At 64.3% G+C, this 23,877-nt stretch carries 17 protein-coding genes; 11 read left to right on the top strand and 6 right to left on the bottom strand.

What is annotated here, in order from left to right; translation table 11 throughout:
• Nucleotides 1–101: 101 nt before the first annotated feature.
• Together AACH10_RS04900 and AACH10_RS04895 are read right to left on the bottom strand one after the other, a co-directional pair.
• Nucleotides 102–710, bottom strand: a complete 609-nt coding sequence (locus AACH10_RS04900) for a hypothetical protein (RefSeq protein ID WP_341409251.1) — start codon at nucleotides 708–710, stop codon at nucleotides 102–104.
• 19 nt (nucleotides 711–729) lie between these two features.
• Entirely contained in the window at nucleotides 730–1,176 is a 447-nt protein-coding gene (locus AACH10_RS04895) for a hypothetical protein (protein ID WP_341409250.1), read from the bottom strand.
• A gap of 48 nt (nucleotides 1,177–1,224) precedes the next feature.
• On the opposite strand from AACH10_RS04895, the gene AACH10_RS04890 reads away from it, so the two are divergent.
• Nucleotides 1,225–1,551, top strand: a complete 327-nt coding sequence (locus AACH10_RS04890) for a helix-turn-helix domain-containing protein (RefSeq protein WP_341409249.1) — start codon at nucleotides 1,225–1,227, stop codon at nucleotides 1,549–1,551.
• Here AACH10_RS04890 and AACH10_RS04885 read toward each other — a convergent pair.
• Genes AACH10_RS04885 through AACH10_RS04870 form a run of 4 tightly spaced genes read right to left on the bottom strand, consistent with a single transcriptional unit; the run spans nucleotide 1,510 to nucleotide 4,361 of the window.
• A complete protein-coding gene (locus AACH10_RS04885; protein ID WP_341409248.1) occupies nucleotides 1,510–2,358 on the bottom strand; it encodes a GIY-YIG nuclease family protein in 849 nt (282 codons plus the stop codon). The genes AACH10_RS04890 and AACH10_RS04885 overlap by 42 nt on opposite strands.
• 2 nt (nucleotides 2,359–2,360) lie before the next feature.
• On the bottom strand, nucleotides 2,361–2,807 hold the full coding sequence (locus tag AACH10_RS04880; protein WP_341409247.1) for a hypothetical protein: 447 nt from the start codon (nucleotides 2,805–2,807) through the stop codon (nucleotides 2,361–2,363).
• Nucleotides 2,804–4,081, bottom strand: a complete 1,278-nt coding sequence (locus AACH10_RS04875) for an Arm DNA-binding domain-containing protein (protein ID WP_341409246.1) — start codon at nucleotides 4,079–4,081, stop codon at nucleotides 2,804–2,806. Before AACH10_RS04875 ends, AACH10_RS04880 begins: the two co-directional genes overlap by 4 nt.
• Nucleotides 4,074–4,361, bottom strand: coding sequence for a hypothetical protein (locus tag AACH10_RS04870; protein WP_341409341.1), 288 nt, complete (start codon nucleotides 4,359–4,361; stop codon nucleotides 4,074–4,076). The genes AACH10_RS04875 and AACH10_RS04870 overlap by 8 nt, the downstream gene beginning before the upstream one ends.
• Before the next feature lie 102 nt (nucleotides 4,362–4,463).
• Here AACH10_RS04870 and AACH10_RS04865 point away from each other — a divergent pair, with 102 nt between their 5' ends.
• From AACH10_RS04865 to AACH10_RS04820, 10 genes are all read left to right on the top strand, one after another.
• Nucleotides 4,464–4,691, top strand: coding sequence for a helix-turn-helix domain-containing protein (locus AACH10_RS04865; protein WP_341409245.1), 228 nt, complete (start codon nucleotides 4,464–4,466; stop codon nucleotides 4,689–4,691).
• A 43-nt stretch (nucleotides 4,692–4,734) separates the two neighbouring features.
• Nucleotides 4,735–10,032, top strand: a complete 5,298-nt coding sequence (locus AACH10_RS04860) for a DEAD/DEAH box helicase (protein WP_341409244.1) — start codon at nucleotides 4,735–4,737, stop codon at nucleotides 10,030–10,032.
• A 19-nt stretch (nucleotides 10,033–10,051) separates the two neighbouring features.
• Nucleotides 10,052–12,895, top strand: coding sequence for a helicase-related protein (locus AACH10_RS04855; RefSeq protein ID WP_341409243.1), 2,844 nt, complete (start codon nucleotides 10,052–10,054; stop codon nucleotides 12,893–12,895).
• A 46-nt stretch (nucleotides 12,896–12,941) separates the two neighbouring features.
• Nucleotides 12,942–16,985 carry an Eco57I restriction-modification methylase domain-containing protein gene (locus tag AACH10_RS04850; protein WP_341409242.1) on the top strand — a complete coding sequence of 1,348 codons (4,044 nt, stop codon included), beginning with the start codon at nucleotides 12,942–12,944 and terminating at the stop codon, nucleotides 16,983–16,985.
• Nucleotides 16,985–18,343 carry a DUF3696 domain-containing protein gene (locus AACH10_RS04845; RefSeq protein WP_341409241.1) on the top strand — a complete coding sequence of 453 codons (1,359 nt, stop codon included), beginning with the start codon at nucleotides 16,985–16,987 and terminating at the stop codon, nucleotides 18,341–18,343. Before AACH10_RS04850 ends, AACH10_RS04845 begins: the two co-directional genes overlap by 1 nt.
• Nucleotides 18,330–18,866 carry a hypothetical protein gene (locus AACH10_RS04840; protein WP_341409240.1) on the top strand — a complete coding sequence of 179 codons (537 nt, stop codon included), beginning with the start codon at nucleotides 18,330–18,332 and terminating at the stop codon, nucleotides 18,864–18,866. The genes AACH10_RS04845 and AACH10_RS04840 overlap by 14 nt, the downstream gene beginning before the upstream one ends.
• Nucleotides 18,863–19,576 (top strand): RNA ligase family protein, encoded by a 714-nt coding sequence (locus tag AACH10_RS04835; RefSeq protein WP_341409239.1) that lies wholly within the window; start codon nucleotides 18,863–18,865, stop codon nucleotides 19,574–19,576. The genes AACH10_RS04840 and AACH10_RS04835 overlap by 4 nt, the downstream gene beginning before the upstream one ends.
• Nucleotides 19,577–19,582: 6 nt before the next feature.
• Nucleotides 19,583–20,371 carry an HNH endonuclease gene (locus tag AACH10_RS04830; protein WP_341409238.1) on the top strand — a complete coding sequence of 263 codons (789 nt, stop codon included), beginning with the start codon at nucleotides 19,583–19,585 and terminating at the stop codon, nucleotides 20,369–20,371.
• Nucleotides 20,372–20,440: 69 nt separating this feature from the next.
• A complete protein-coding gene (locus AACH10_RS04825; protein WP_341409237.1) occupies nucleotides 20,441–22,519 on the top strand; it encodes a DUF262 domain-containing protein in 2,079 nt (692 codons plus the stop codon).
• 35 nt (nucleotides 22,520–22,554) lie between these two features.
• Nucleotides 22,555–23,505, top strand: a complete 951-nt coding sequence (locus AACH10_RS04820) for a hypothetical protein (RefSeq protein ID WP_341409236.1) — start codon at nucleotides 22,555–22,557, stop codon at nucleotides 23,503–23,505.
• Nucleotides 23,506–23,877 lie beyond the last annotated feature (372 nt).

The following is a 23,877-nucleotide window of genomic DNA, read 5'->3' as shown; positions in this document are numbered from 1 at the left end:
CCCTGAGTTGCTTGTTGCATGAGTGGTGATGTGAAAGGGGTCGGCACATCGACCCAGCCCGGATAGCTGGCCTGCCGCCCCATCTGCAAGCCGGCGAGGCTCTACCGCCTGAGCATTTCCTCATGCCGAACGCGCCCGGCTTCCGACGAGGCGGCCTGCGCATCGTCCTTCTGCGCAAAGCGCGTTCTGACCCAGGGCTCGCAGTACGCAGCCAGTTGACTGGCGCTGACGTAGCGGTCTTCATCCCAGTAGGCCTTGGCCTCTGCCGCACCTGTCATGAGCCGTGTGACCAGCTCCGGGTGAGGCCGCAGGAAGTAGATGGCGTTGTGGCACCGCAGCAGCGGCGCGACGGTCTTGCCGCTCTCCATGGCCACGGCCATCGCCGCCGCCAGGGTCTGCAGCACGCCCGAGCACGGGATGTCGCGTTGCCACTGCTCGGGCCGGTGCAACCGGCGGCTCTGCGACTTGTACTCCAGTGACAGCAGTCCCCGGCCGTGCCGGAGCACGGCATCGGGCTGCGCGATCAGCGGGTCAGCCACGAAATTCTTGCGGTCCTTCTCGCTGTAGAGCAACGCCGGGCGCGCCGTCTTGAACACCGGCAGCATGCGCCGGGTGAAGTCGTCTTCGCGTTCAACCACCTGCGGGTCGAAGAAGCAGGCAGAGATGTCGCAGCCGTGCGCGGCTTGGCGGTCGGTCCAGGTCAGTTCCATCGAAGGCTCCTTGGGCTGTTCATTGATCGGGCTCAGCGTCGACTGCCGCGCTGGCAGCGCGGCTGCGTGTCGGTTGGCTGGCCGCTTGGGCCGCCTTGTGGACCGGCTTCCCCACGCCGGAAGCGGGTGTCGATCCGGCCGTTGGCCGGGGCGTGATGACGATGCCGTTCGCCCCGAGCTCCACGGTGATCGCTCCGGGATTCGGCGTGCCGGGCAGAGGGGCCGTCAGTGCGTCCGTCAACGCCGGCAGCGGGGCGTTCTGCGCCTGACCCTGTTTGCCGGGAAACAGCCACCAGAGCGTCCACAACGCAAGCGCCCCGACGACCAGGCCCCAGCCGCCGTTAGTGGCGGCGTTCAGGTTCAGGCCGGAGCTGTTTGGAGCCGAGCGCCCAGGTGCGGAGATGTGGCGGTCGCCCTCGATGTCCTCCTCTGTGAGCTCGGTGCCCAGCGTGAAGTCTCTGTCCATGTCGATCCCCCTGGATCTTGATGTATGAATTAGTGTGTGTACGAATGAGTGTACGTACCGGACAGTGCCTGGGTGCAGACACGTGTCCAGGTCAGGTTTGGGAGTCGGGTGCGCCAGCTCAGGCTGGCCGCTGAGATGACCCAGGAGGATCTGGCCCACCGTTGCGGGCTGTTCCGGACCTACATGAGCCGGATCGAGACGGGCGCTGCCAATCCGACCCTGACGATGATTCATGCACTGGCAAGCAGCCTGCGCGTGCCGGTGAGCTCACTCTTCGACGATGACAGCTCGCCTGAGGCGCCCAAGCGCAAGGCTGCCAAGACAGCAACGCCCTCACCGCCTACCCCTCGCATGGCCCGCAAGGCCCGCGGCTGAGCGGTTGTAGGCCACCAGGCCGCGCAGCCGCTCCACAAGAGCCTGCACTTGCCAGGTCAGGGCGCCATCCGCCCAGCGGCGCACGGTCCGCGTGGGCGTGAGCTGAAGTAGCAGGTCATTGCCCTCGTACTGCATGAGCTGAACGAACGACCCGCTGCGCCCGCCTGCTGACCAGCGGTAGGTGTCGATGTCGAGCAACGCCCATCGCATCGCCTCACCCAGGCGGGCCCTTGGACCTCGCACATCCTTCAACCGGATCGACAGGCAATCACCCTGCCCTTCGACGCACACCGGGTTCAAGGCGCAGGCCCGCAGCAGCAGGTCTTCCATCGCCCACAAGACATCCTGGGCGCTCACGATCACGGCGCTGTCCGCATCCTGCGGGGCGGCATCGAGCAAAGGCCGCGGTGCCGCTTCGAATGGCACCAACGCTGGTGGCAGGCTGGCCACGCCACCGGCCGGCATCTGACGGAGCATCCGCACTGCCGTCCGCAAAGCGGCTGGCATGAACCACTCAGTGTGCCCCTCGAGCTGGTGCGGGGGCACCGCGCGCTGCGTCGCCAACCCGCGGTGCAACGAGCGCTCGATCTGCCGGGCCCGCAGCGGACTGGGCAGCCAAGCCGCGTGCGAGGCCTGCAGGTTGAGTTCATCCGCCAGGAACTCGGGCAGGCGCCTGACTCGTGTCATCGGCTCGACCGCCCAGCCAATCTTGAAGCGTTGGCCGTCGTGGCGTTGCAGCAGGTAGACGGCAGCAGCCGTGGTGCCGTCCCCCGGCTGGGCGGACATGGAGACTGGATTCGAGCCCATGGTCATGCCTCCAGGTTCTCGGACGGGCGGTAGACATAGCTGCCCAGCGCCTCCAAAAAGCCGGCGCCATCCAGCCGTCCGGACTCGTAGAGGGCGCGCGCAGCGTCGACGAGGGAATCTTTTGCGGCAGCCTCGACCCAGATCAGGCCGGTCACCTCCTCGGACAGGTCATTGGCCTTGCCCACCAGCGGGCCGACGCGCCCCTGCTGCACCGCCGGGTCGTCCAGCAGCCGAATCAGCAGGTCGGCCTGGTCGGTGGGCGTCAGCTCGCGCTCGGACACGATGGTGAAGGCCGTCTGCGCGCCTTCCATGACGAGATCGCGTTCTGCGATCCACACTTCCAGGCGGCGCAGGAACGCCAGCTCCTGCGAGTGAGTCAGTCCGCGCCGCATGTGCACGCGCACTGCGAAGTTCGTGGGGCCGGCCGGGCGAATGGGATAGATGTTCACGGCTGAGCCCCCGCGGTGTTGGCCGGCTTGTTGGGTTGTGCCAGCGACGCGTTGGACGTCGCGAAGCGCGTGGCCAGCAGCCGCTCGATGGCCGACCCGTCCTGCCGGGTGAGATTGGGCACGTAGCGGCTGTAGACGCGGAACAGCATCTCGGTGCTGCTGTGGCCCAGTTGCCGCGCGATCCATTCGGGCGCCTCGCCCGATGCCAGCCACAGGGTGGCTGCGGTATGGCGCATTTGGTACGGCCTGCGCTTCTTGAGGCCCAGGTGTCGCAGCAGCGGGTACCAGACGCGGGTGCCGAAGTTGTCGTTGTCCAGCGGCTTTCCTTCCTTGTTGCAGAAGACGTAGTCGCTGAGCTTGGCCGTGGCCGCATGCTGGGCTCGCAACGCCTCGAAGACGACCTGCGTCATCTGGATGTCGCGCTGCGAGCTGTCGGTCTTGGTGTACTCGTCCTCGCCCAGCACGAAGGTCTCGCGCACGAGGATCAGGCGCTTGTCGAAGTCGACGTACTTCCACTTCAGGCCATGGGCCTCGCCGGTGCGGATGCCGGTGAAGAAGCGCACGGTGAAGTAGTTGCGCCAATCCACCCGCACGGTGGCCAGCATCTGCTGCACCTGCTCCAGCGTGAAGGGCTCGACGTCGGTCTTCCTCAACCTCAGCGGCTTGAGGTTGAGCGTGGGCGAGACGAAGCCGTAGCGGTCAGCTGCCTCGGCCAGGATCTGCCGCATCGGCGCCAGGATGCCGTTGATGCGCTTGGGGCTCATCTTGGGCCCGGTGCGGCCAGGCAGGTCGGCCAGCCTGGCGCGGAATGCCAGGATGTCGGCCTTGGTGATGGAGCCGACCGGCTTGTCACCGAAGTGCGGCAGCAGGTGGCCGTCCAGGGTGCACTTCAGCACCTTGAGATGGGACCGGCGCCATTCGATCTGGTGCTCGGACAACCAGGTGGCGGTGAAGTCCTTGAAGGACGGCGTGGGGCTCGTGGCGGCCGATGCTGCTGCGGCAGGTGCTGTCGTGGGCAGGGCCGGGGTACCAGGCGGTGCCTCAGGTGCGGGCCAGGGTCCACCTGCAGGGATGCTTCGGCTGCTGGGGAAAGTGGCCCCGTAGTCGAAGGTGCCGGCGGCGATTTCAGCTTCGATCTTGGCGAGCGCCTTCTCCAGCCGCTTGCGGTTGGCGGGCGTGTCCTGGAGCATCGTCTGCTCTCGGCACCGCTGGCCGCGGAACCGGAAGTCGAAGAACAGCAGGCCCGTTTCTTTGCGGACGCGGATGCTAGCCATGGAGCACCCCGCCGTTGGCCATCGGGATGGCGCTGCGGCCTGCGGCCGACGCCTGACCCATGTCGCGCTCGATGGCCTCCCAGACGAACAGGATCTTTCGCCCGCCGAACGGCCGCACGTAGTGCGTGCCTTCAAGCAGCACGCTGTCCTTCAGCCGCTCTCGGATGGTTCGTACGTCGTACTTGATGCGGGCCGACAACTCGTCGGTGGTGAGGTAGGTCGCTCCAGACACTTTGCGCTCCTTGCTAAGCCTGTGACAATGAGGCTGACAAATTTCCATGCAACTGGCTTTTTTGTCATCCTGAATGGCATTCTTTCTCGCAGAAAGTCGCTTGTCAAGGCTTTTTGTCGTTCTGGATGACTTTTCTTTGTTGGGAACGACATGATCAAGTGCCACCTGTCCCGACTGATGGGGGAGCGCAAGCTGAAGATCGCGGACGTTGCCCGCGACACGGGCTTGCACCGCAACACGGTCACGCTGCTGTACGACGAGACAGCAGCGCGAGTGGACCTGGATGCCATCGATCGCTTGTGCAGCTACTTCGGCATCCCTGTGGGGGAACTCTTCGAGCACCTGGCCAGCGATAAGGAGCAGGCCAGCAAGCCGTGAGCATCGGCGCATGGCACTGCCAAGAGATCAGGGAGAACAACGAATGCAAGACGTCTTCGATTTCCGCAATCGGCTGATTGACGAGTACAGCGCCTTCTCACGCAGCTTCTCGACCATTGCCGCACCTGACCTGGCGGCCAAGGTCGATGACGAATACAGCCGCGGCCGGTACTGGCCGGAGCCGCTCATCCAGATCAACCCGAACTACAAGCGCAGCGGCTCGGTCCAGAAGTTGGTGAAGGAAGGCAGCCTGCACGCCGCATGCGCCGCCCTGTTCCAGACGGGCAAGGTAGAGGGCAAGCCCGCTGACCTGCATCTCTACGTGCACCAGATGCAGGCCATCGCCAAGGCGCAGGAGCGTCGAAGCTATGTGGTCACGACGGGAACGGGCTCGGGCAAGTCGCTCTCGTTCTTCATCCCGATCATCGATCGCATCCTGAAGGCCAGGCAGGCAGATCCGACGCCACGCACCCGCGCCATCGTCATCTACCCGATGAACGCTTTGGCCAACAGCCAGTTGGAGGAGCTGGACAAGTTCCTCCACGGCTACGCGCAGGGCCAAGAGCCTTTCACGGTCAAGCGCTACACCGGTCAGGAGAGCAGCGAGGAGCGCAAGGCGATCGCCGACACGCCCCCAGACATCCTGCTCACCAACTTCATGATGTTGGAGCTGATCCTCACACGTTATGAGGACATCGATCGTCGCGTAGTCGACCACTGTCGAGGCCTTGAATTCCTGGTCCTCGACGAGCTGCACACCTACCGCGGCCGCCAAGGGGCCGACGTCGCCATGCTCGTGCGTCGCCTCCGCGAGCGCATGCAAGCCGATCAGCTCGTCTGCATCGGTACCTCGGCAACCATGTCCTCCTCCGAGCGGCAGGACGATCGCAATCAGACAGTGGCTGAGGTTGCCAGCCTGCTTTTCGGCACGCCCATCACGGCACTGGACGTCATCGGTGAGACGCTCGAACGCGTCACGGACAAGTCCCGTGACGTGGTCGCCGTCAAGCCGCAGCTGCTCGCCGCGCTGTCCAAGACCACCCATGCCTGGTCAAGCTTCGACGAGTTTCGCGGCGACCCACTGGCCATATGGGTCGAGCTCAACCTCGGCATTGATCTTCCCTCCGACCAACCCCCACGTCGCGCCAAGCCGATCACGGTGGAGTCGGCTGCCGAACGCCTGGCTGCAGACGCAGGCTGCGGCATCGAACTCGCCAGCGAAGGCTTACGGCGCTTCTTGGTGGCGGCGCACGAGGTCCGCACGCCAGAGGGGCGCGCCCCTTTCGCGTTCAAGCTGCATCAGTTCATCAGCGGTCCAGGAAAGGTGCTTGCCACGCTGGAGCCAGCAGGCAAGCGCCACATCACCTTGGATGCACAGCGTTTCGCACCGGGCAGGCAGACTGAGGGCACACAGCTCTACCCCGTTCACTTCTGCCGCGACTGCGGGCAGGAATATCACCCCGTCTGGCGATCCGGCAAAGGTGCGCCCCGGTTTGATCCGCGGGAGATCGATGACATCTCTAGCGACGATGACGATGCCGCTCGCTACGGCTTCCTCTGCCCGCTTCGCGCGGGCATGGCCTACACCGGCTGGGAGGATGTGCCCGACAGCTGGCTGGATCTATCGAAGAGCGAGCCCAAGCTCAAAAGTACCTACAAGAACGCCGTCCCTGAGTCCGTCACCGTCACGCCGCAGGGCGACACCGGCTCTGGAGTGACCTACTGGTTCATTCCTGGAAAGTTCCGCTTCTGCCTGAGTTGCGGCCTTACGCACGAGGCGTACGGCAAGGACAAGAACCGGTTAGCCAGTTTGTCCGGTGAGGGGCGCTCATCGGCGACCACCATGCTCACGCTCAGCGCCGTGCGCCAGTTGTTTGAGCTGGGAGACCCGGAGCCGGATCAGCCGGACCCCCGAAAGCTGCTCGGCTTCACCGACAACCGGCAGGACGCTGCCCTGCAGGCGGGCCACTTCAACGACTTCATTTTCCTGCTAACCCTGCGGTCAGCCCTGGTGGCTGCGCTGCAGCGTGCCGGTGGCGTCCTCACCGAAGAGCACCTGGCCGATGCGGTTTTCAAGGCTCTCGGGTTCGATCGCACGGATGCCGGAACGCTGGCCGAATACCTGAAGACGCCCAAGCTGATGGGGCTCGCTAGGCAAGAGGCACAGCGCACGCTTCGCTTCATCCTGGGCTACCGGCTCCTGCGAGATCTCCGACGCGGATGGCGCTTCAACAACCCCAACCTGGATCAGCTGAACCTCCTCACCATCGCATACCGCGGCCTTGACGAGTTCAGCGAGCAACCAGAGCTGTTCGCCCCAAACCAGACACTGGCGGGCATGTCTCCCGCTGAGCGGGCCGTCTTGGCCGAGACCGTCTTCAACGGCATGCGCAGATCGCTGTGCCTGGAGACCCGCTACCTCAACGCGGTGGAGCAGGAGCGGGCCAAGACCACGGCCTTCCAGTACCTCAATGAACGTTGGACGTTTGGTGACGAAGACCTCGAAACCTCGCGGTGGTTGATCCTCAGCAAACGTCCGGAAGACAAGCGCGGAAAGCCCCGGGCCGATCTTGTGCCCGGCGGTGCGCGCTCGCGACTGTTGAAGAGCATCAAGGCGCTGTCCCTCTGGAAGTCGCCCAACCTGGCGGGCATGACGAAGGGCTGGAAAGACGCGCAGTGGCTGGAGCTCCTGCAGGTGCTGCTCGTCGCCGCATCACGCTACGGCTATGTGCAGCGCCACGAAGTCGACGCACAGTTGATCGGCTGGCGACTCAACGCATCAGCCATGGACTGGCTCCTGGTCAACACGCCCGAAGCGGAGCAGGAAGGCAAGCACAACCGGTTCTTCCGCCAGCTCTACCTTGCGGTTGCCGACACGCTAAACCAGCAGAGCCATTCACTCTTCGAACTCGAAGCACAAGAGCACACCGCCCAGGTCGATGCAAGCCGACGCCAACTGCTGGAGCAGCGCTTCCGCTACACCGAGAAAGACCGGCGAGATTGGCTTGAGAACCCAGCCCATGAAGCTCCGCTTGAGCGGCTGCCGGTCATGTTCTGTTCGCCCACCATGGAGCTGGGCGTGGATATCTCTGCGCTCAACACCGTCTACTTGCGCAACGTGCCGCCCACCCCGGCCAACTACGCCCAGCGCAGCGGCCGTGCCGGCCGCTCAGGGCAGCAAGCGCTGGTCATCACCTACTGCGCAGCCCTCAGCCCGCATGACCAGTGGTTCTTCCATCACGCGACCGAGATGGTGCATGGCATCGTGCGCCCGCCGACCCTCGACCTCGCCAATCGTGATCTGATCGACAGCCATCTGCACGCCGTTTGGTTGGCGGCTGCGCGCGTTCAGTTGGACACCAGCATCGCGCCACTGCTCGACCTCGAGAAGCCCGAGAAGCCGCTGGTACCAGCACTGCGCGCCGCCTTGGAAGCATCAGAAGTCACGGCACGCGCCACCGAGAGCGGCGAGCGACTCATGCAGCAGGTGCGACCGCTGTTGGCCACGGCCGGTTGGTTCAGCGACACCCATGTCACCACTACCATGCAGGAAGCAGCTGCCGCGTTCAACGCCGCCTTCGGCCGCTGGCGTGTGATGGTGGACGCCACGCGCAAGCAGATGGACATGGCCGACCAGGTGGTCAAGAGCTACACCACCTCCCACATCGAAAAACAGAACGCGCAACGCCGCTACGGCGATGCCGCCCGCCAGTACGCCGTGCTGCTGAAGACGGGTAACACCCAGAACTCAGACTTCTACACCTACCGCTATCTGGCCAGCCAGGGCTTCCTGCCGGGCTACAACTTCCCTCGTCTGCCACTCATGGCCTGGATCCCGGCGCGCAGCGGCGCGCCCGTCAAAGGCAAGGACGACGATGGCAGCATGGTGAGCCGTCCGCGCTTCCTGGCCTTGTCCGAGTTCGGCCCGCGCAGCCTGATCTATCACCAAGGCCGCATGTACCGCGTGGTCAGGGCCAAGCTCAATGTCGGCTCTGCCGATCATGTGTCGGGCAACACCACCCTGGCCACTGTGGCCAGCCGCGTCTGCAGCCAATGCGGCTACGCCCACATGGGCAGCGAAGACGGCGCCGAGCCCACCGAGAACCTGTGCGAGAACTGCGGAGCCCTGCTCACTGACCACGATTGGGTGCGAAACCTCTATCGGATCGAGACGGTGGAGACCGTGCCGGTGGAGCGCATTTCCATCAATGACGAAGACCGCCAGCGCCAGGGCTTCGAACTGCAGACCACCTACCGCTTCCTGCCCGGCCCGGAAGGCCGCAGCGCACCGCAGACCTCGCTGGTCATGGACGCCCAGGCGGCCGATGAAGCACCATTGGCAAGCCTCAAATACGCACCCGCGGCACAGATCTGGCGCATCAACCGCGGCTGGCGCCGGCGCAAGAACAAGGACCAGCTGGGCTTCTACATCAACCCCATCACGGGGCAGTGGAGCCGCAAGGACGAGCCGGGCGCCGCGGACGAGCCTCCCGAAGCAGCCGATGAGCTGCTGGACAAGGTTCCGAATCAGCCCATCGTTCCCTTCGTCGAAGACCACCGCAATGTGCTCATCCTGGCACCGGTCAAGCCGCTGACCAAGGAGGCCATGGCCACGTTGCAAGCCGCGCTCAAGCGCGGCATTGAGTTGGTGTTCCAGATCGAAGAGTCTGAGCTGGTTGCCGAGCCCCTGCCCACCCAGGACGACCGAAAGGCCTTGTTGTTCTATGAAGCCGCCGAGGGTGGCGCAGGTGTCCTCACGCGGTTGGCTACCGAGCCAGACGCCCTGGCCCAAGTGGCGGCCCAGGCCTTGGCACTGATGCACCATCGCCAGCCGGGCGGCGCCTGGACGCTGGCGGGCCTACCGGACCTAGAGATCAAGCGCCAGGATGGCAGCAGCATCTGCGAAGCGGGCTGCTATCAATGCCTGCTGTCGTATTTCAACCAGCCCGACCACGAGCACATCAATCGCCGTGACCCCAGCGCGCTGGGCCTGCTGGTGGCATTGGCCAACGCCCGCGTCGTTCCAGCCCCCGAGGCGCCTCTCGCGGCCTCTGCCCCGGCGACACCCCATCTGGCGGCCCAAGGTGATCTGCATGCCCAATGGCTCGCAGCGCTGCTCGCCGCCGGCTGCAAGCCGCCCGGCGAAGGGCCGTTGCCTGTTCTAGGCGGCAAGGCTCAGGTGGCGGCTCGGTTCAAGGGGAGCCGCACCTTGGTGACGCTGTCGCCTTTGCCGGCTGACGCGCAAGCGGAACTGGCCGACCTCGGGTGGACGGTGCTCGACATGTCTGATCCTGTCCAATGGACCGGACAATTCGCCACGCACGCCGCACTGTTCAACTGAACCGCATTCTTCCCGCCTGATGACGACAACTGCCGCTGAGTTCCTTCCTGGCAATCTGGTCCGCGCCCGCGGCCGCGAATGGGTGGTGCAGTCCGACAGCCGAACCACGGATGGGGCGTTACGTCTGCGTCCGCTCGGCGGCGCCGATGCCGATGTCATCACCCTGCTGCCCGAGCTCGAGTTCAACCCCGTTGAGCACGCCAGCTTTGCACCGCCCGACCCCGCTCAGGCCGGCAACCACGCCGCCGCCCTACTGCTGCGCGATGCCCTGCGTTTGAAGCTTCGCGCCGGCGCCGGCCCGTTCCGCAGCTTCGGCAACATCGCTGTCGAGCCACGCGCCTATCAGCTCGTCCCCCTCCTCATGGCGCTGCGGCTGCCCACGGTGCGCCTGCTGATTGGCGATGACGTCGGCATCGGCAAGACCATCGAAGCCGCCCTGGTGGTGCGAGAACTGATGGATCGTGGCGAGATTCAGCGCGTGGCCGTGCTCTGCCCACCCCACCTGGTGGAGCAGTGGCAGGGCGAGCTGCAACAGCGATTCAACTTGCCCGCTGTGGCGCTCACCGCAGCCAGTGCCAGCCGCCTAGAGCGGCAACTTCCCCATGGCGTGCGCTTGTTCGATCACCACCCCGTGGTGGTGGTGAGCCTGGACTACATCAAGAGCGAACAGCACCGCGAGCACTTTCTCTCCATCGCGCCCGAGTGCATCGTGGTGGATGAAGCCCACACCTGTTCGGCCAGCGGCGCCGGTAAGCAGTTGCGCTTTGAATTGCTCCAGCGCCTTGCTGCCGATGAGGCGCGACACCTGCTACTGCTTACAGCCTCGCCCCATTCCGGGGATGAAGTTGCGTTCTTCAACCTGCTCTCGTTGCTGAATCCGGCCTTTCTCGAGCTGCAACACCGCACGTCGAAAGACGACCCATTGCGCCTGCAATTGGCCAACCACTTCGTGCAGCGCCGCCGCAAAGACATCGTCGAATGGCAGGCGGTCACTCAAGATGGCCATGGCTTCCCTCGACGAATGAAGTCAGAGCTCACATACCAGCTCAGCGGTGCGTGGGGCAGCTTCTTTGACGATGTGCAGACCTACTGCCGGGAACTGGCGGAAGCGACCGAGTACTCGAACGGCAATGGTGGGGCACGTCTGATCTGGTATGCCACTCTGGCTATGCTGCGCTGCGTGGCTTCATCGCCGGCCGCAGCGGTCAAGGCGCTGACGACGAGATTGGAAGGGCGTCTCGCCGCCGGCGAAAAGGACACCAACGACGAAGGGTTTATTGACCTCCACGACGGTACCTCTGAAGACCTGACCAGCCTGGACCTCGAACCCGCAGCCCAGCTGCAAGGCCAGTCCGGCACCCAGCGCCTGCAAGCGCTGATTGCCAAGGCCGAGGGGCTCAGCGGCGCCACGGGTGATCCCAAATTGGCCGTGCTGATTTCCCACGTCGGTCAGTTGCTGCGCGAAGGCTACGCGCCGGTTGTCTTCTGCCGCTATGTGGCCACGGCCAACTATGTAGCCGGCGAACTCAAGAAGCACTTTCCCGGCGCCGTGGTCGAAGCGATAACGGGCGAACTCGTGCCAGAAGAGCGCCGTGAGCGTGTCGAAAATATGGGCAAAGCCGATACGGCCAGCGGTCGTGTGCTGGTCGCCACCGATTGCCTCTCCGAAGGTATCAACCTGCAGCACCTGTTCACCGCCGTTGTCCACTACGACATGGCGTGGAACCCGACCCGGCACGAGCAGCGCGAAGGCCGGGTTGACCGCTATGGCCAGCGCGCCGCTGAGGTGCGCTGCACCATGCTTTACGGCCAAGACAACCCGGTCGACGGCTTCGTGCTGGAGGTCATCTTGCGCAAGGGCGATGCCATCCAGAGGGAACTGGGCGTATTGGTCCCCATGCCCGAAGATCGGCAGCGCATCAACCAGGCCATGTTGAAGGCGGCGCTGATGAAGCGCCCGACTGGAAGCAGCTCGCAGTTGGGCTTCGACTTCGACGAGCCCGAGCAACTGCTGGCACCACTGCAGGTCAAATGGGAGGATGCACTGGACAAGGCTCGCAGTAACCGCACCGTTTTCGCCCAGCGCGGCGTGCATCCGGCCGAAGTGCTGCCTGAGTGGCTCAAGCAGCAGGAGGCGCTCGGTTCGCAGGCTGATGTGCAGCGCTTTCTGACCAGTGCATGTGCCCGCTTGAACGCGCCGCTGGAGCAGCAACGCGGCCAGTACCGCCTGCACCCACAGCACCTCCCGGAGGCACTGCGCCTGCGACTGGCCGATGAAGGCGTGGTGTCCGAGGGCAGCACCAAACCGCTCGCACTTGATCTCGAAGAAGTGCACCGCAGCCACCCAGTGGTGAGCCTGCTGGCCGAGTACCTGATCGAGACCGCGCTGCAAGGCGAAAGCGCGATCGCCGCGCGCTGCGCTGCCACCGTTACGGCTGAAGTGGACCGCGTTACCACAGTCGTGCTACTGCGGCTGCGGCACCAGCTGTCCTACGAGCAGCAGAACGCGAGTTTCCAGATGCTTGCCGAAGAATGCCTGGCTCTGGCAATACGTGGTCGGCAGTCGCCTGAGTGGCTCACCGGTTCCGACGCCGCTCGCCTGCTCGAAAGTTCGCCCGCGGGCAATCTGCCGCGCGAGGCGGCGCAACGTGAAGTGGCCAGGGCCTTGGAAGCTTTGCAGGCTGAACACCAACGATTGGAAGCGTTGGCCCATCAGCGCGCCACCGCGTTGCGCCAAGACCATGAGCGAGTGCGGCAGGCCGCTGGCCGCCGCATCGGTGCTGGCGCCGGTCAACACCGGGTGCAGGCTTGCTTGCCCGTGGACGTAGTGGGTGTGTACGTGCTGCTACCCGACGCTGTGTGATCCTGACAGACATCAGAAGAACATGACGACCCCTCGTGCGACCCCCTTGAACCTGCCGTCTCTGCGCCTGGAAGGCGGCTTGTTGCTGCCCGATATCCTGGAGAAGGCCGCGCTCGGCCAATGCCGCCTGCAAAGCGATGCCGACTATGGCCTGCCCAAAGGCCTGAAGCTGCGCGACGAAGCGAGCCGCGCGTTCCAGATTGCCAGCGCCCAATGGCGCACCTTTGCCGCTCTTCAAGAACGCAGCGACTTCAACCCCCAGCGCGCCAGCGCGCAGTTCGTCAGCGAACTGCTGCGCGATGCCCTGGCCTATCCGGCCGTCGCCGCTGTTAGCGGCGTACCTGTAGGCGATCGTGTCTACCCTATCACGCACCTCGCACACCCAGCCCCGGCCGCCCAGGCAGCTGGGGCAAAGCCGGTGGCCATCGTCGTGGCGCCGCACAACCAAGGCCTCGACGAGCCGGATCCGCGGTTTGCGGTGCAGGGATCGGGTACCAAACGCAAGTCGCCTTTCCAGCTGGCCCAGGAGTTTCTCAACGCCAGCCCCCACCACGAGTGGGCACTTGTCAGCAACGGGCGTACCCTGCGCCTGCTGCGAGACGCCGAAACGCTCAGCCGGCCCAGCTTCCTGGAAGTGGACTTGCAAGACCTGCTGGCCGGCCAGCGCTTCGTGGAGTTCCGCAGCGCTTGGTACTTGCTGCAAGCCAGCCGCGCAGGCCTGCTGGACCTGGGCACTGACGACGTCACCAAGGTGCCGCCTCCCGTGGCCTGGGCCATCTGGCAACAAGCCGGCCAAGAAGAAGGCACCCGCGTCCGTGAGGGCCTACGCCGCGGGGTGACCGATGCCCTCATCACGTTGGGCCAAGGCTTCATCCAAAACCCAGCCAACGATGCGCTACGCGTGAAGTTGCAGTCGGGCGGCATCACGCGCGATGACTACTTTGCGCAACTTCTGCGGCTGGTGTACCGCTTCATCTTCCTGTTCACTGTGGAGGAACGTGGCCTAGTGCCTGCGACCGCTCAACCGGGCGATGATGACGTCACGATTCAGGCGCGCCACGCTGCAGCTCAGTTGTACGCCGATGGCTATGCCATGGCCCGCCTTCGTGACTTGGCTGTGCGTCGACGCGCCCAGAGTCGCCACAACGATCTCTGGCAAGCGGTACGCATCGTCTTCCGCGGCTTGGGCAAGGGCCAAGCACAGCTGGGCCTGCCGGCTCTGGGCGGCTTGTTCGCCGACAGCCAGTGCCCCGACCTGGACCAGGCGGCGCTGACCAATGCAGCCCTCCTGGCGGCCATCAAGAGCCTGCGCTGGACGACCACGGCTAGCGGGTCGCCCGCGCCTATCAGTTACCACAACATGGACACCGAGGAGCTGGGCAGCGTCTACGAGAGCTTGCTCGAGCTGGTGCCTGACCCCGACGTGCACAACCGAAGCTTCGGCTTCGTGGGCCTCACTAGCGAAGGCAGCACCGCCGGCAACGAGCGCAAGACCAGTGGCAGCTACTACACGCCCAAGAGTCTGGTGCAGGAGCTGATCCGCAGCGCACTCGACCACGTCATCGAAGACCGCATCGCCAACAATCCACAGCAACCCATCGAAGCCCTGCTCTCGCTAAAGGTCGTGGACCCGGCTTGCGGCAGCGGGCACTTTCTTCTGGCCGCGGCGCGGCGCATCGCCGAACGCGTGGCCGCGCTGCGCTCATCCGATGGGGTCATCACGCAGCAGGCTTACCGGCACGCCATGCGCGAAGTGGTGGCCCGCTGCATCTTTGGCGTCGACCGCAATCCCATGGCCATCGAGCTGGCGCGCACGGCGCTCTGGATCGAAGGCTTTGAAGAAGGCCGGCCCTTGAGCTTCTTGAACCACCACCTTCGGGTCGGCGACGCGCTGCTGGGCCTGACAGACCTCAAGACGCTGGAGCACGGCATCGCCAAGGACGCATTCAAGGTGCTGTCGGGCGATGACAAGGCCGTGTGCAAAGAGCTCACCAAGGCCAACAGTACGGCGCTGCGGGATCTGGAGAAGAAGCGCGTGGCCAAGGCCTTTGGGCAGCTGGACGTGGTGCACCAGGCCGACAGTGGGCTGGTGGCGCTGCAGGCCGTCGAGGCCATGCCCGAGGGGGACACGGCACAAGTCTCTGCCAAGGCCCAGGCCTACGACGCTTACCTCACCCAAGCCCGGACCGGGCGACTGGCCCAGGCCGCCAACCAGTTGCTAGGCGCCTACCTTTTGCGCAAGACCGAGGCGACGGCACCTATCATCCCCACCACGGCAACCCTCTACCTCACGCTGCAGGGCATGGCCCTGCAGCAGGCCCAGCAGGCGGTGCAAACGGCGGCCAACGAGGCCTGCGAGAAGGCCCACGTACTGCACTGGCCACTGGCCTTTCCCCAGGTGTTCGCAGTGGGCGGCTTTGACTGCGTGCTGGGCAACCCGCCCTGGGAACGCATCAAGCTGCAGGAGGAGGAGTTCTTCGCCACCCGCCATACCGCCATCGCCGAGGCCAAGAACAAGGCGGAGCGTAGCCAGCGCATCCAGTGGCTGAGCGAGGGCATGCTGGCGCAACACCTGTTCCCCGGTGACTCTTTCCCCCACACGCCGGCCGAGAGCGACGCGGAAAGGCGCCTGTACAACGAGTTCATCACCGCCCGCCGCACAGCCGAGGCCACCAGCCTGTTTGCGCACGTCAAAGGCGGTGACGGCGGGCGTTATCCGCTAACTGGCGTGGGTGACGTGAACACCTACGCCCTGTTTGCCGAGACGATCAGCCAGGTGACGAGCCCTACCGGCCGGGCTGGCTTCATCGTTCCTACCGGCATCGCCACGGACGACAGCACGAAGGCCTACTTTAGCCACATCACCCAGACGGGACGCCTGGTCAGCCTGTACGACATCGAGAACCGAGAGAAGTTGTTCGCCGATGTGGACAGCCGCATGAAGTTCTGCTTGCTAACGTTGGGTCAAGCCGAGCGGGCGGAGTTTGTGTGCTTCGCAACCGATGTGAGTCAGCTAACCGACCCGCGCCGCCGCTTCACGCTCACGCCCGACGAGTTCCGCCTCATCAACCCCAACACGCTCACCTGCCCGGTCTTTCGCAGCGAGCGCGACGCGGAACTCACCAAGAAGCTTTATCGCAACGCTGGGGCATACCTCGCGATTCACGTTGCGGAGAAGGAGGTCAGCCCTTGGGGCTTTGACTACATGACCAAGATGTTTGACATGGCCGATAGCAGCCACGAGTTCATCGAACTTTCGGACACCAAGGGCGTTTCCAAGGAGTCAATTAGCCAGCTTTACGAAGCCAAACACGTTCATCTTTACGACCATCGCTGGGCGTCCAGCAAGAACGATTCCTTCGAGGCGGCTCCTTGCACAAACGAGGAGAAGGCCGATCCAGAGTTCGCAATCCAGACGCGCTACTGGCTACCGAGCAAGCGCGTGAATGAGCGTTTGGCTGTCAAGAATTGGAGCAGTTCCTGGTTGATGGGCTGGCGGGACATCACCAACGCGACCAATGAGCGTACGGTGATTGCGGCTGTCGTGCCAAGAGTGGCGGCCGCTCACACATTGAGGCTTGCATTCATTGATGCGCCGCCCCGCCTTGTTGCGGCATTCTTGGCAAACCTCTCTTGTCTCCCACTCGACTATGTTTGCAGACAGAAGTTGGGCGGCACACACCTAACGGTAGAAGCCCTGAAGCAGCTTCCAACGCTTGCGCCAAATCGATACGCTGAAGCTGATTTGAACTTCATCGTCCCGCGAGTCCTTGCGTTGACCTATACCGCTCGCGACATGAAGGGATGGGCCGAATTTCTTGGTTACCAAGGCGATCCTTTCACGTTTGATGCCGATACGAGGTTGCATCTCCGGGCGGAACTTGATGCCTACTACGCTTCCCTCTATGGCCTGACCAAAGAAGAGCTTCGCTACATCCTAGACCCAGAGCTCGTGACGGAAGCCGGCTACCCGTCGGAGACGTTTCGGGTATTGAAGGAGCGTGAGAAGAAGGAGTTTGGCGGCCACTTCAGAACGGCCGAACTTGCGATCTCCGCCTGGGACCGCATACAAGCCGGCACGCTCAACTGATGCTCACGCACCTCAAGCTCGAAAACTTCAAGATTTGGCGCAGCACTGGCCCCGTGCGGCTGGCACCGCTGACGCTGCTCCTGGGCACCAACTCATCGGGCAAGTCCAGTCTGATTCAGAGCCTGTTGCTGATGCGGCAGACGGTGAAGGGCACCGATGCGGGCCTGGACCTCAACCTGGGCAACCCCGACGCCGGCGACACGGTGACGATGGGCCAGTTCCGCGATCTCCTGTGCCGCCATGGCCAAGCCACCGAGACCACGCCCGACAATCAGGTTGGCATCGAGTTCCGCTGGCATCCCCACGGTAGCACAGCGGCCGATACCACGCTCTTCTCGGCCCGTTACCGTGCCGGCCCGGCAGGCAGCGCCGAGCTTGAAGCTCTGCGCCTGGGCCAGGATGGACAGGGCTTCGCCGTACAGCGCCGCAAGGCAGGCATCTATCGACTCACGCTGGGCAGCCAGGCCGGCCCCGTAGGCCAGAGCGCCGCCTTCCGCCCTGAGCGGTCGTTCGCGTTCTCGGCGGCAACGCTGAACGAGTTGAGCAAGCTGGAGAAGCTCGGCTCACGGGTTGACGAGATTCGCCCTGTGGGCCCGGCACTTCTGGATGAACTGAGCCGCATCATCTACTTGGGCCCCGTGCGCCAACTGGCCCGCCGCGACTATGTGTGGAGCGGCCGCATGCCCACCCACATCGGCGACGACGGCGGGCGAGCAGTGGATGTGCTCATCGCCAGCGGCGTCGCTCAACACGGAAAGCCTGGCTTTTCAGGTGACTCGGGTCGGATCTTCCGCGAGGCCGAGCAGTGGCTGAAGATGCTTGAGGTTGCTGATGGACTTCAAGTGCGACAGCTGGGCCGTTCGGCTCGCTACGAGTTGCTCGTCAAGCACCGCGAAGCCGTGGTCAACCTCAAGGACGTGGGCGTCGGCGTCTCGCAGGTCATCCCGGTGGTGGTGGCGGCCCTGTTTGCGAAGCCCGGTCACATCGTCATCGTCGAAGAGCCAGAGAGCCACCTCCACCCATTGGCTCAGACCAAGCTGGCCGAACTGCTCGCCAAGATCAGTACGGAACGGGACGTGCAGTTCATCGTGGAGACGCACTCCGAACACCTCTTCCGCAGGCTGCAGACGCTCATAGCGCGGCAAGACGTGCGACCTGATCAGGCCGCGCTCTATTTCGTGGAGCGGAATGGACAGTCGGCAAAATTGCGTGAACTGAAGCTGGACAACTTCGGCCGAGTTGCCAACTGGCCAGAGAAGTTCTTCGGCGACACATTGGGCGAGACACGTGAGCAGACCGCGCTGGCCATTCAGCGCGCCAAGCAGATGAGGGCACACGACGACCATGCATCTGATTGACACCAACGTAATGATGGCGGCCAGCGCAGTTCGCGAACTTTCCGCCGTGGCCGCAAGGGCCATGCCCCAGGAGGTTCTTCTTCGTGAGATCGTTTTCGACTGGTTGACGCAGTTTGATCAGTCCGACTCGCGAATCGTTCTTGATGATGCCGGCCTCATCCGAGGTGAGTATGAGCGAAACCTGCCCTTCAACTGGCAGGAGCAGGAGTACGGTCTTCAGGTTCTGCAGAGCAAGCTCGACAGGAGCCAGGTAGAAATCGTCCCCATTGACTCGGTCCAGGCTAACGGTGAACACATCGCTGTGCTCGCGCATCAACATGAAAAGCTAGTGCCCGACAGAGAGGACAGGAAGTGGGTGGCCTGCGCATTGGCTGCCAGCGTGCTGCATAGCGCAACACCACCCATCGTCTACGGGGCTGAGTCCGATTGGTACATGGCCGAGAAGGAACTGAAGCGCATCGGACTTCAGTTCATTCGCCTTCTGCCTGATTCGTGGTACCAGGCAAAGCTTCCCGCAACGTGAACCGCGACTTCTTCCGTTTCCCTCACACGCCGCACTTAGCCTGGCTGGGCTCGGGTGAGCCGCGAGATGACAAGGTGCTATCCACGCTGGAGGCCGCCAACCTGCTTGATGCTGAGGTAACGCTGGAAGAAAAGGTCGACGGCGCCAATTTGGGCCTCTCTCTCGGGCCCGATGGCGCGCTATGGATGCAGAACCGAGGGCAGTACCTCCATACGCCTCACGCCGGCCAATTCACGAAGCTGCCGGCATGGCTAGCCACGCACGGCGCCGCTATCGCTGACCTGCTGCTGGAGCATGCCCAACAGCTCGTGTTGTTCGGTGAGTGGTGCGCCGCGCGTCATTCGCTGCACTACACAAGCCTGCCTGACTGGTTCTTGCTGTTCGACGTCTACGAGGCCGATGCTGGCGCAGGGACGGGGCGATTTTGGAGCGCAGTCCGCCGCAATGCACTGGCGGCAAGGGTCGGTTTGGCGACCACGCCGGAGCTCAAGCGTGGCCACTTCACCGTGGCCGATCTCAAGAGACGGATCGCGCAGTGGCCCAGTCGATTTCGCGATGGGCCGCTGGAAGGCATCGTGATTCGGCGTGAGTCGACACAGTGGTGCGAGCAACGTGCCAAGCTCGTGCGTGCCGATTTCACCCAGGCCATCGGCGAGCACTGGCGCAGCCGACGACTGGAGTGGAACCGCCTTGGCAGCGCAACGGCATAGACGACCATGAACCTGCTGCAGCACGCGCTCATCGAGAAGGCCGGCCACGACAACGGCTTTGAGCACGTGCTGCCCAGTTCACCAGAGGGTTGGCTGGCGTTGGGCTCGGCGCGGCATCCAGCGCAGGTGTCGGTCCAAGTCCAGGAGGGTGGCTTTCGCGCTGTGCTCGCGCGCAGTCAGCCTGGCCTGCGGGAAGAGTTGGCGCGAAGCTTTTCCGAATTCGTCGGAGGCGAGACGATATCTGGCCCCTCCTTCCTGCTTCCGTCCCAAGCCGCGCTGGCCGGCTGGCTGCGCCGGACGGCAGCGCTGGCCCAGGCCCTGCCCAATCAGGCGATGGTCGCCTTCGATGGTCAGGTGAAGTCCGCTCTTGCCGAACTGGAGCCCGCGGCGGCCATGAGCACGGAGGTGCAACGCATGGTGCGCCAGCGCGTGGGCCAACAGGCGTTCCGACAAGCCATGCTCGACTACTGGGGCGGCGCCTGCGCCGTCACCGGCGTGGCCCTGCCCCAGGCGCTGCGCGCCAGCCACGCCAAGGCGTGGGCCCTTTGCGCCACCGATGCCGAGAGGCTGGACGTCTACAACGGGTTCCTGCTATGCGCCAACTTGGACGCCCTGTTCGACACCGGGCTGGCCACGTTTGATGACGACGGTGTGCTGCACTTAGCACCTGTGGTCACCGGGCCAGCGCTGGCCGCTCTGGGGCTGGCACCAGGACTGCGGTTGCGCTGGATGGATCAACGGCATCGGCCGTACCTGGCGTTTCATCGCGCGCAGTGCGGGTGGTGGTTGTCATGAGCTTGAATGCTGGCCTGATGGAAACGTGCGCTGGCCCACGCGACACATCGAGGAAGGGAGGAACGGCCTATGCAGCCGAACAAGACATCACCGTTGGCGCTCTTCGGCCAGCCCTTGCAGTACCTGGTGCCCATCTTTCAACGAGGCTACGTCTGGACCGTTGAGCGACAGATTCAGCCGCTGTGGGCCGACATCGTCGACCGGGCCCGCGAGTTGGAGCGCTATGAGACGATTCGGCAGACCGCAGAGGCCCAAGGTGCCCCGCACCTGGCGCGCCAACCCCGGCGGCACTTTCTGGGCACCGTCATCGTCACCGAGCACCGGGGCGGGACGATTGGGGAGCCAACCACCGCCGAGGTGATCGACGGCCAGCAACGCATGACCACCACGCAAGTGCTTGCGCTGGCGTTCCGAGATGCCGTGGCCGACCTGGATGATGAGTTCCTGCGCCAATGCATGGACACCTACACCGCGAACGCCGGAACGTACCGTGCACCTCATGCGCGCTACAAGGTGTGGCCCACCAATGCTGGGCGCCAGGAGATGACCGATCTGGTCGAGAGCCGGTCATTCAAGAAGGTTTGCGAGCGGTATCCGGTAGTGACGATCGGCGGCGGCAAGAGCCGCAAGCGCGTCCCTAGGCCTCCGCTGGTGGAGGCCTATCTCTACTTCTACGGTGTTATCGGCCTCTTTCTGCGCGGCGTGGATTTCGACGAAGTGGTGCCACCCGAACCAGGAAGCTTGGAAGCGCTGACCGACGAGGTGTTGCTGGAAGCGGGCCACGACGTAGATCGGACGCTGGCTGCGCACTGGATCCATGAGATCCGGCATGAGTCGGACCCCAAGCTGCCGCGGAGCGAGCGGCCCATCCTGCCCGAGCGCATACAGCTGCTGATCTCCACGCTGACGGAGTATGTGCAGTTGATCGAGCTTCGCCTCGGCGCCGATGACGATGCGCAGGTGATCTTTGAGTCGCTGAACGACCGCGGCGAACGCTTGACCCCGGCCGACCTGGTGCGCAACTTCGTGTTCCTGGAAGCCACGCGCAAGAACGCGTCTGCAGCGGCCTTGTACGACCAGCATTGGCGCGACTTCGACGAAGCTCCCGCCGAGAAGGGCGCGATCAGCAAGAGTAAGTTGTTCTGGAAGGTGGACGAACGGCAGGGCCGCCTGACGAACACGCGGCTGGACACCATGCTGTACCACTACGTGTCGATGCGCACGATGAACGACGTGAAGCTCGATCACGTCTTCGAGGAGTTCAAGCAGTGGTGGTTGGCCGGGAAGAAGGACGTTGACCAAGAACTTGCGCGCCTGAAGCAGGCGGCCGCCGTTTTCCGGGCGATGGTGAATCCGGACCGCACCACGCGCTTGGGCCGCTTTGCCTACAACCTGCGGGTACTGGACAGCACCACGGTCACGCCGGTGGTGCTGTTCCTGGCGGAGCGCCTGGGCAGCGATAGCGATGCATTCCTCGCGTGCTTGACCGTGATCGAGTCCTACCTGGTGCGACGTGCCGTGTGCGGCCGGTCAACCAAGGCCTACAACCGAGTCTTCCCCGGGCTCTTGAAGCGCTTGAGCGAGGCAGATGCGCCAACGGCGGCGTTGCTTGCAGCGCATCTACAGGGCTTGTCCGGCGGCGAGACGCAGGACTGGCCTGACGATCCGACCTTCCAGAAGGCATGGCTGGAGCTCAACACCTACAAGGCGCTGCGCACGGCCAAGACGAAGATGCTGCTTGAGGCCTTGGAACTGGGCAGTCGGAACGACGTGCACCATGAGTCGGCGCAGCTGCCCTCCGCTGCGCTCCACGTCGAGCATGTGCTCCCAGTGGCTTGGGAAACCCATTGGCCGTCGCCGGGTGACGAGAACGCGGTGCTGCTGCGCAACCATCTGCTGCACAACATCGGCAATCTCACGCTGCTGACGGCCAAGTTGAATCCCTCGCTGAGCAATTCTGGGTTTGGCGTGAAGCGGCCTGAGATCACCAAGAGCCTGCTGGCGCTGAACGCCCACTTTCAAGGGCCGGCCTTTGCAGTTCAAGAGCCGGTGTGGGACGAGACCCGCATCCGTGAACGGGCGCGAACGCTGTTCGACGTGGCCGCTCGAATCTGGCCCTTCGGCGCGCCGACGTCGTCGAAGCCCTGATCGGGGGCATACCTGTGCCGATCCGAATCACAGACTTGCTGCGCAAGGTTGAGCCCGAGACGGAGCGCGTCGTCACCGAGACCCGGCAACGCTTCAATCAGGCGGTACGACGGCATCTCCGGGATGAGACGCGGCTGCATCTCACCTCAGGAGGTGAGCGTGGCGATGAAAGGGACGTCCGTGCCGTTCGGGTGGCGGTGACGGCGGGCATTCCAGAAGAGCTCGAAGATCAGCAGTTCGACGATGGGCTGGCGCTTGCGCTCGCGTTGGCACCGTTGACGCGCCTGCTGGAGGAGGCGCATGTTGGCCTGTCCAGCCTCATCCCGCCCGTGGCCCGGTTGTACGACCGTGAGGACTTTGTCGATGCCTTCGCGGATGTGGGCCCCACGCTGGAGGAGGCGCGCGACTCGATCGCAGAGATGTTGAAGGAAGCCTCGCGAGCGAACGTGTTGGGGCAAATCTTCGCCATCCGGGACGACGTGCTCGGTGTGTATCGCTTCGATCCACCGAGGCAACCGAGTTGGGACGATTCCGATGACGCCAACGCGCGCGTCGAATTGTTCTGGGGCGTGATCGGTTTGGTTTCCCGCCTGCTCGGGGTCAGCGTTGAAGGGCTGACGGTCAAGGTCCTCGCACACGAACTGGCCCACGCGTACACCCACGTCGGTGCCGATGCAGACGGGCGCCGCTGGGGAACCACCGCATTCCAGAGAACAGACCGGGCGTTGCTGGAGGGCTTGGCGCAGTACTACACCTGCCGCGTGCTTGAGCGCCTTGGAAAGCAGGCCCCAGGGGCGATGGACGCTTATGAGAAGTTGCTGCCGCATCAGCCGGCCATTTACCGAACGCACCTCGGCTGGCTGGAGAACCATTCGCCTGAGGAGGTGCGCGACGCGATGCTCACGATTCGATGCCGGGGTGCCGGCAGCGTTGCCGAGTTCGAGCACCTGCTGAGCGAGGCGCATTCGCGGCGCAGGAACCGATGACTGACCCAGCGGTGACATTGGCGGACAGAGTGCTCGCTGAACTGCGGCGGGCGCCGGGCTTGAAGGCTGCCGAGCTGGCGGAGTCCCTGGGGGCGGAACGTCGCGACGTGAACCGATGCTTGTCCTTCGAACTGGTGGGAAAGGTCCAGCAGGGGGCCGACTACCGCTGGCGGCCGATAGGGCCCACTCGGCCTGCTGCAGCGCCGCCCCCGGTGGCGGCTTCGTCCGAGATTGCCAAGCTGTGCCGGTACTACCTGGAGTGCATCGGGCAGGACATGGACGAGGGGGCGAACGCCTTCGCGAGCAGCAAATACGGCTAGCCTGACTACGCGGAGCTGCCCTGCCTACCCGGCCCCCATGCCGCAACGGACT

The sequence above is a fragment of the Pseudaquabacterium inlustre genome, from assembly GCF_038066595.1.
GTDB lineage: Bacteria > Pseudomonadota > Gammaproteobacteria > Burkholderiales > Burkholderiaceae_C > Pseudaquabacterium > Pseudaquabacterium inlustre.
The sequence above is the reverse complement of the archived record's forward strand: the minus strand, read 5'-3'. Positions and strand labels throughout refer to the sequence as shown.

Excerpts from the sequence above, each read along its gene's own strand:
- AACH10_RS04900 (WP_341409251.1), bottom strand. The coding sequence starts at position 710 with ATGGAACTGACCTGGACCGACCGCCAAGCCGCGCACGGCTGCGACATC.
- AACH10_RS04895 (WP_341409250.1), bottom strand. The coding sequence starts at position 1,176 with ATGGACAGAGACTTCACGCTGGGCACCGAGCTCACAGAGGAGGACATC.
- AACH10_RS04885 (WP_341409248.1), bottom strand. The coding sequence starts at position 2,358 with ATGGGCTCGAATCCAGTCTCCATGTCCGCCCAGCCGGGGGACGGCACC.
- AACH10_RS04875 (WP_341409246.1), bottom strand. The coding sequence starts at position 4,081 with ATGGCTAGCATCCGCGTCCGCAAAGAAACGGGCCTGCTGTTCTTCGAC.
- AACH10_RS04870 (WP_341409341.1), bottom strand. The coding sequence starts at position 4,361 with ATGGAAATTTGTCAGCCTCATTGTCACAGGCTTAGCAAGGAGCGCAAA.
- AACH10_RS04865 (WP_341409245.1), top strand. The coding sequence starts at position 4,464 with ATGATCAAGTGCCACCTGTCCCGACTGATGGGGGAGCGCAAGCTGAAG.
- AACH10_RS04860 (WP_341409244.1), top strand. The coding sequence starts at position 4,735 with ATGCAAGACGTCTTCGATTTCCGCAATCGGCTGATTGACGAGTACAGC.
- AACH10_RS04855 (WP_341409243.1), top strand. The coding sequence starts at position 10,052 with ATGACGACAACTGCCGCTGAGTTCCTTCCTGGCAATCTGGTCCGCGCC.
- AACH10_RS04845 (WP_341409241.1), top strand. The coding sequence starts at position 16,985 with ATGCTCACGCACCTCAAGCTCGAAAACTTCAAGATTTGGCGCAGCACT.
- AACH10_RS04840 (WP_341409240.1), top strand. The coding sequence starts at position 18,330 with ATGCATCTGATTGACACCAACGTAATGATGGCGGCCAGCGCAGTTCGC.
- AACH10_RS04830 (WP_341409238.1), top strand. The coding sequence starts at position 19,583 with ATGAACCTGCTGCAGCACGCGCTCATCGAGAAGGCCGGCCACGACAAC.
- AACH10_RS04825 (WP_341409237.1), top strand. The coding sequence starts at position 20,441 with ATGCAGCCGAACAAGACATCACCGTTGGCGCTCTTCGGCCAGCCCTTG.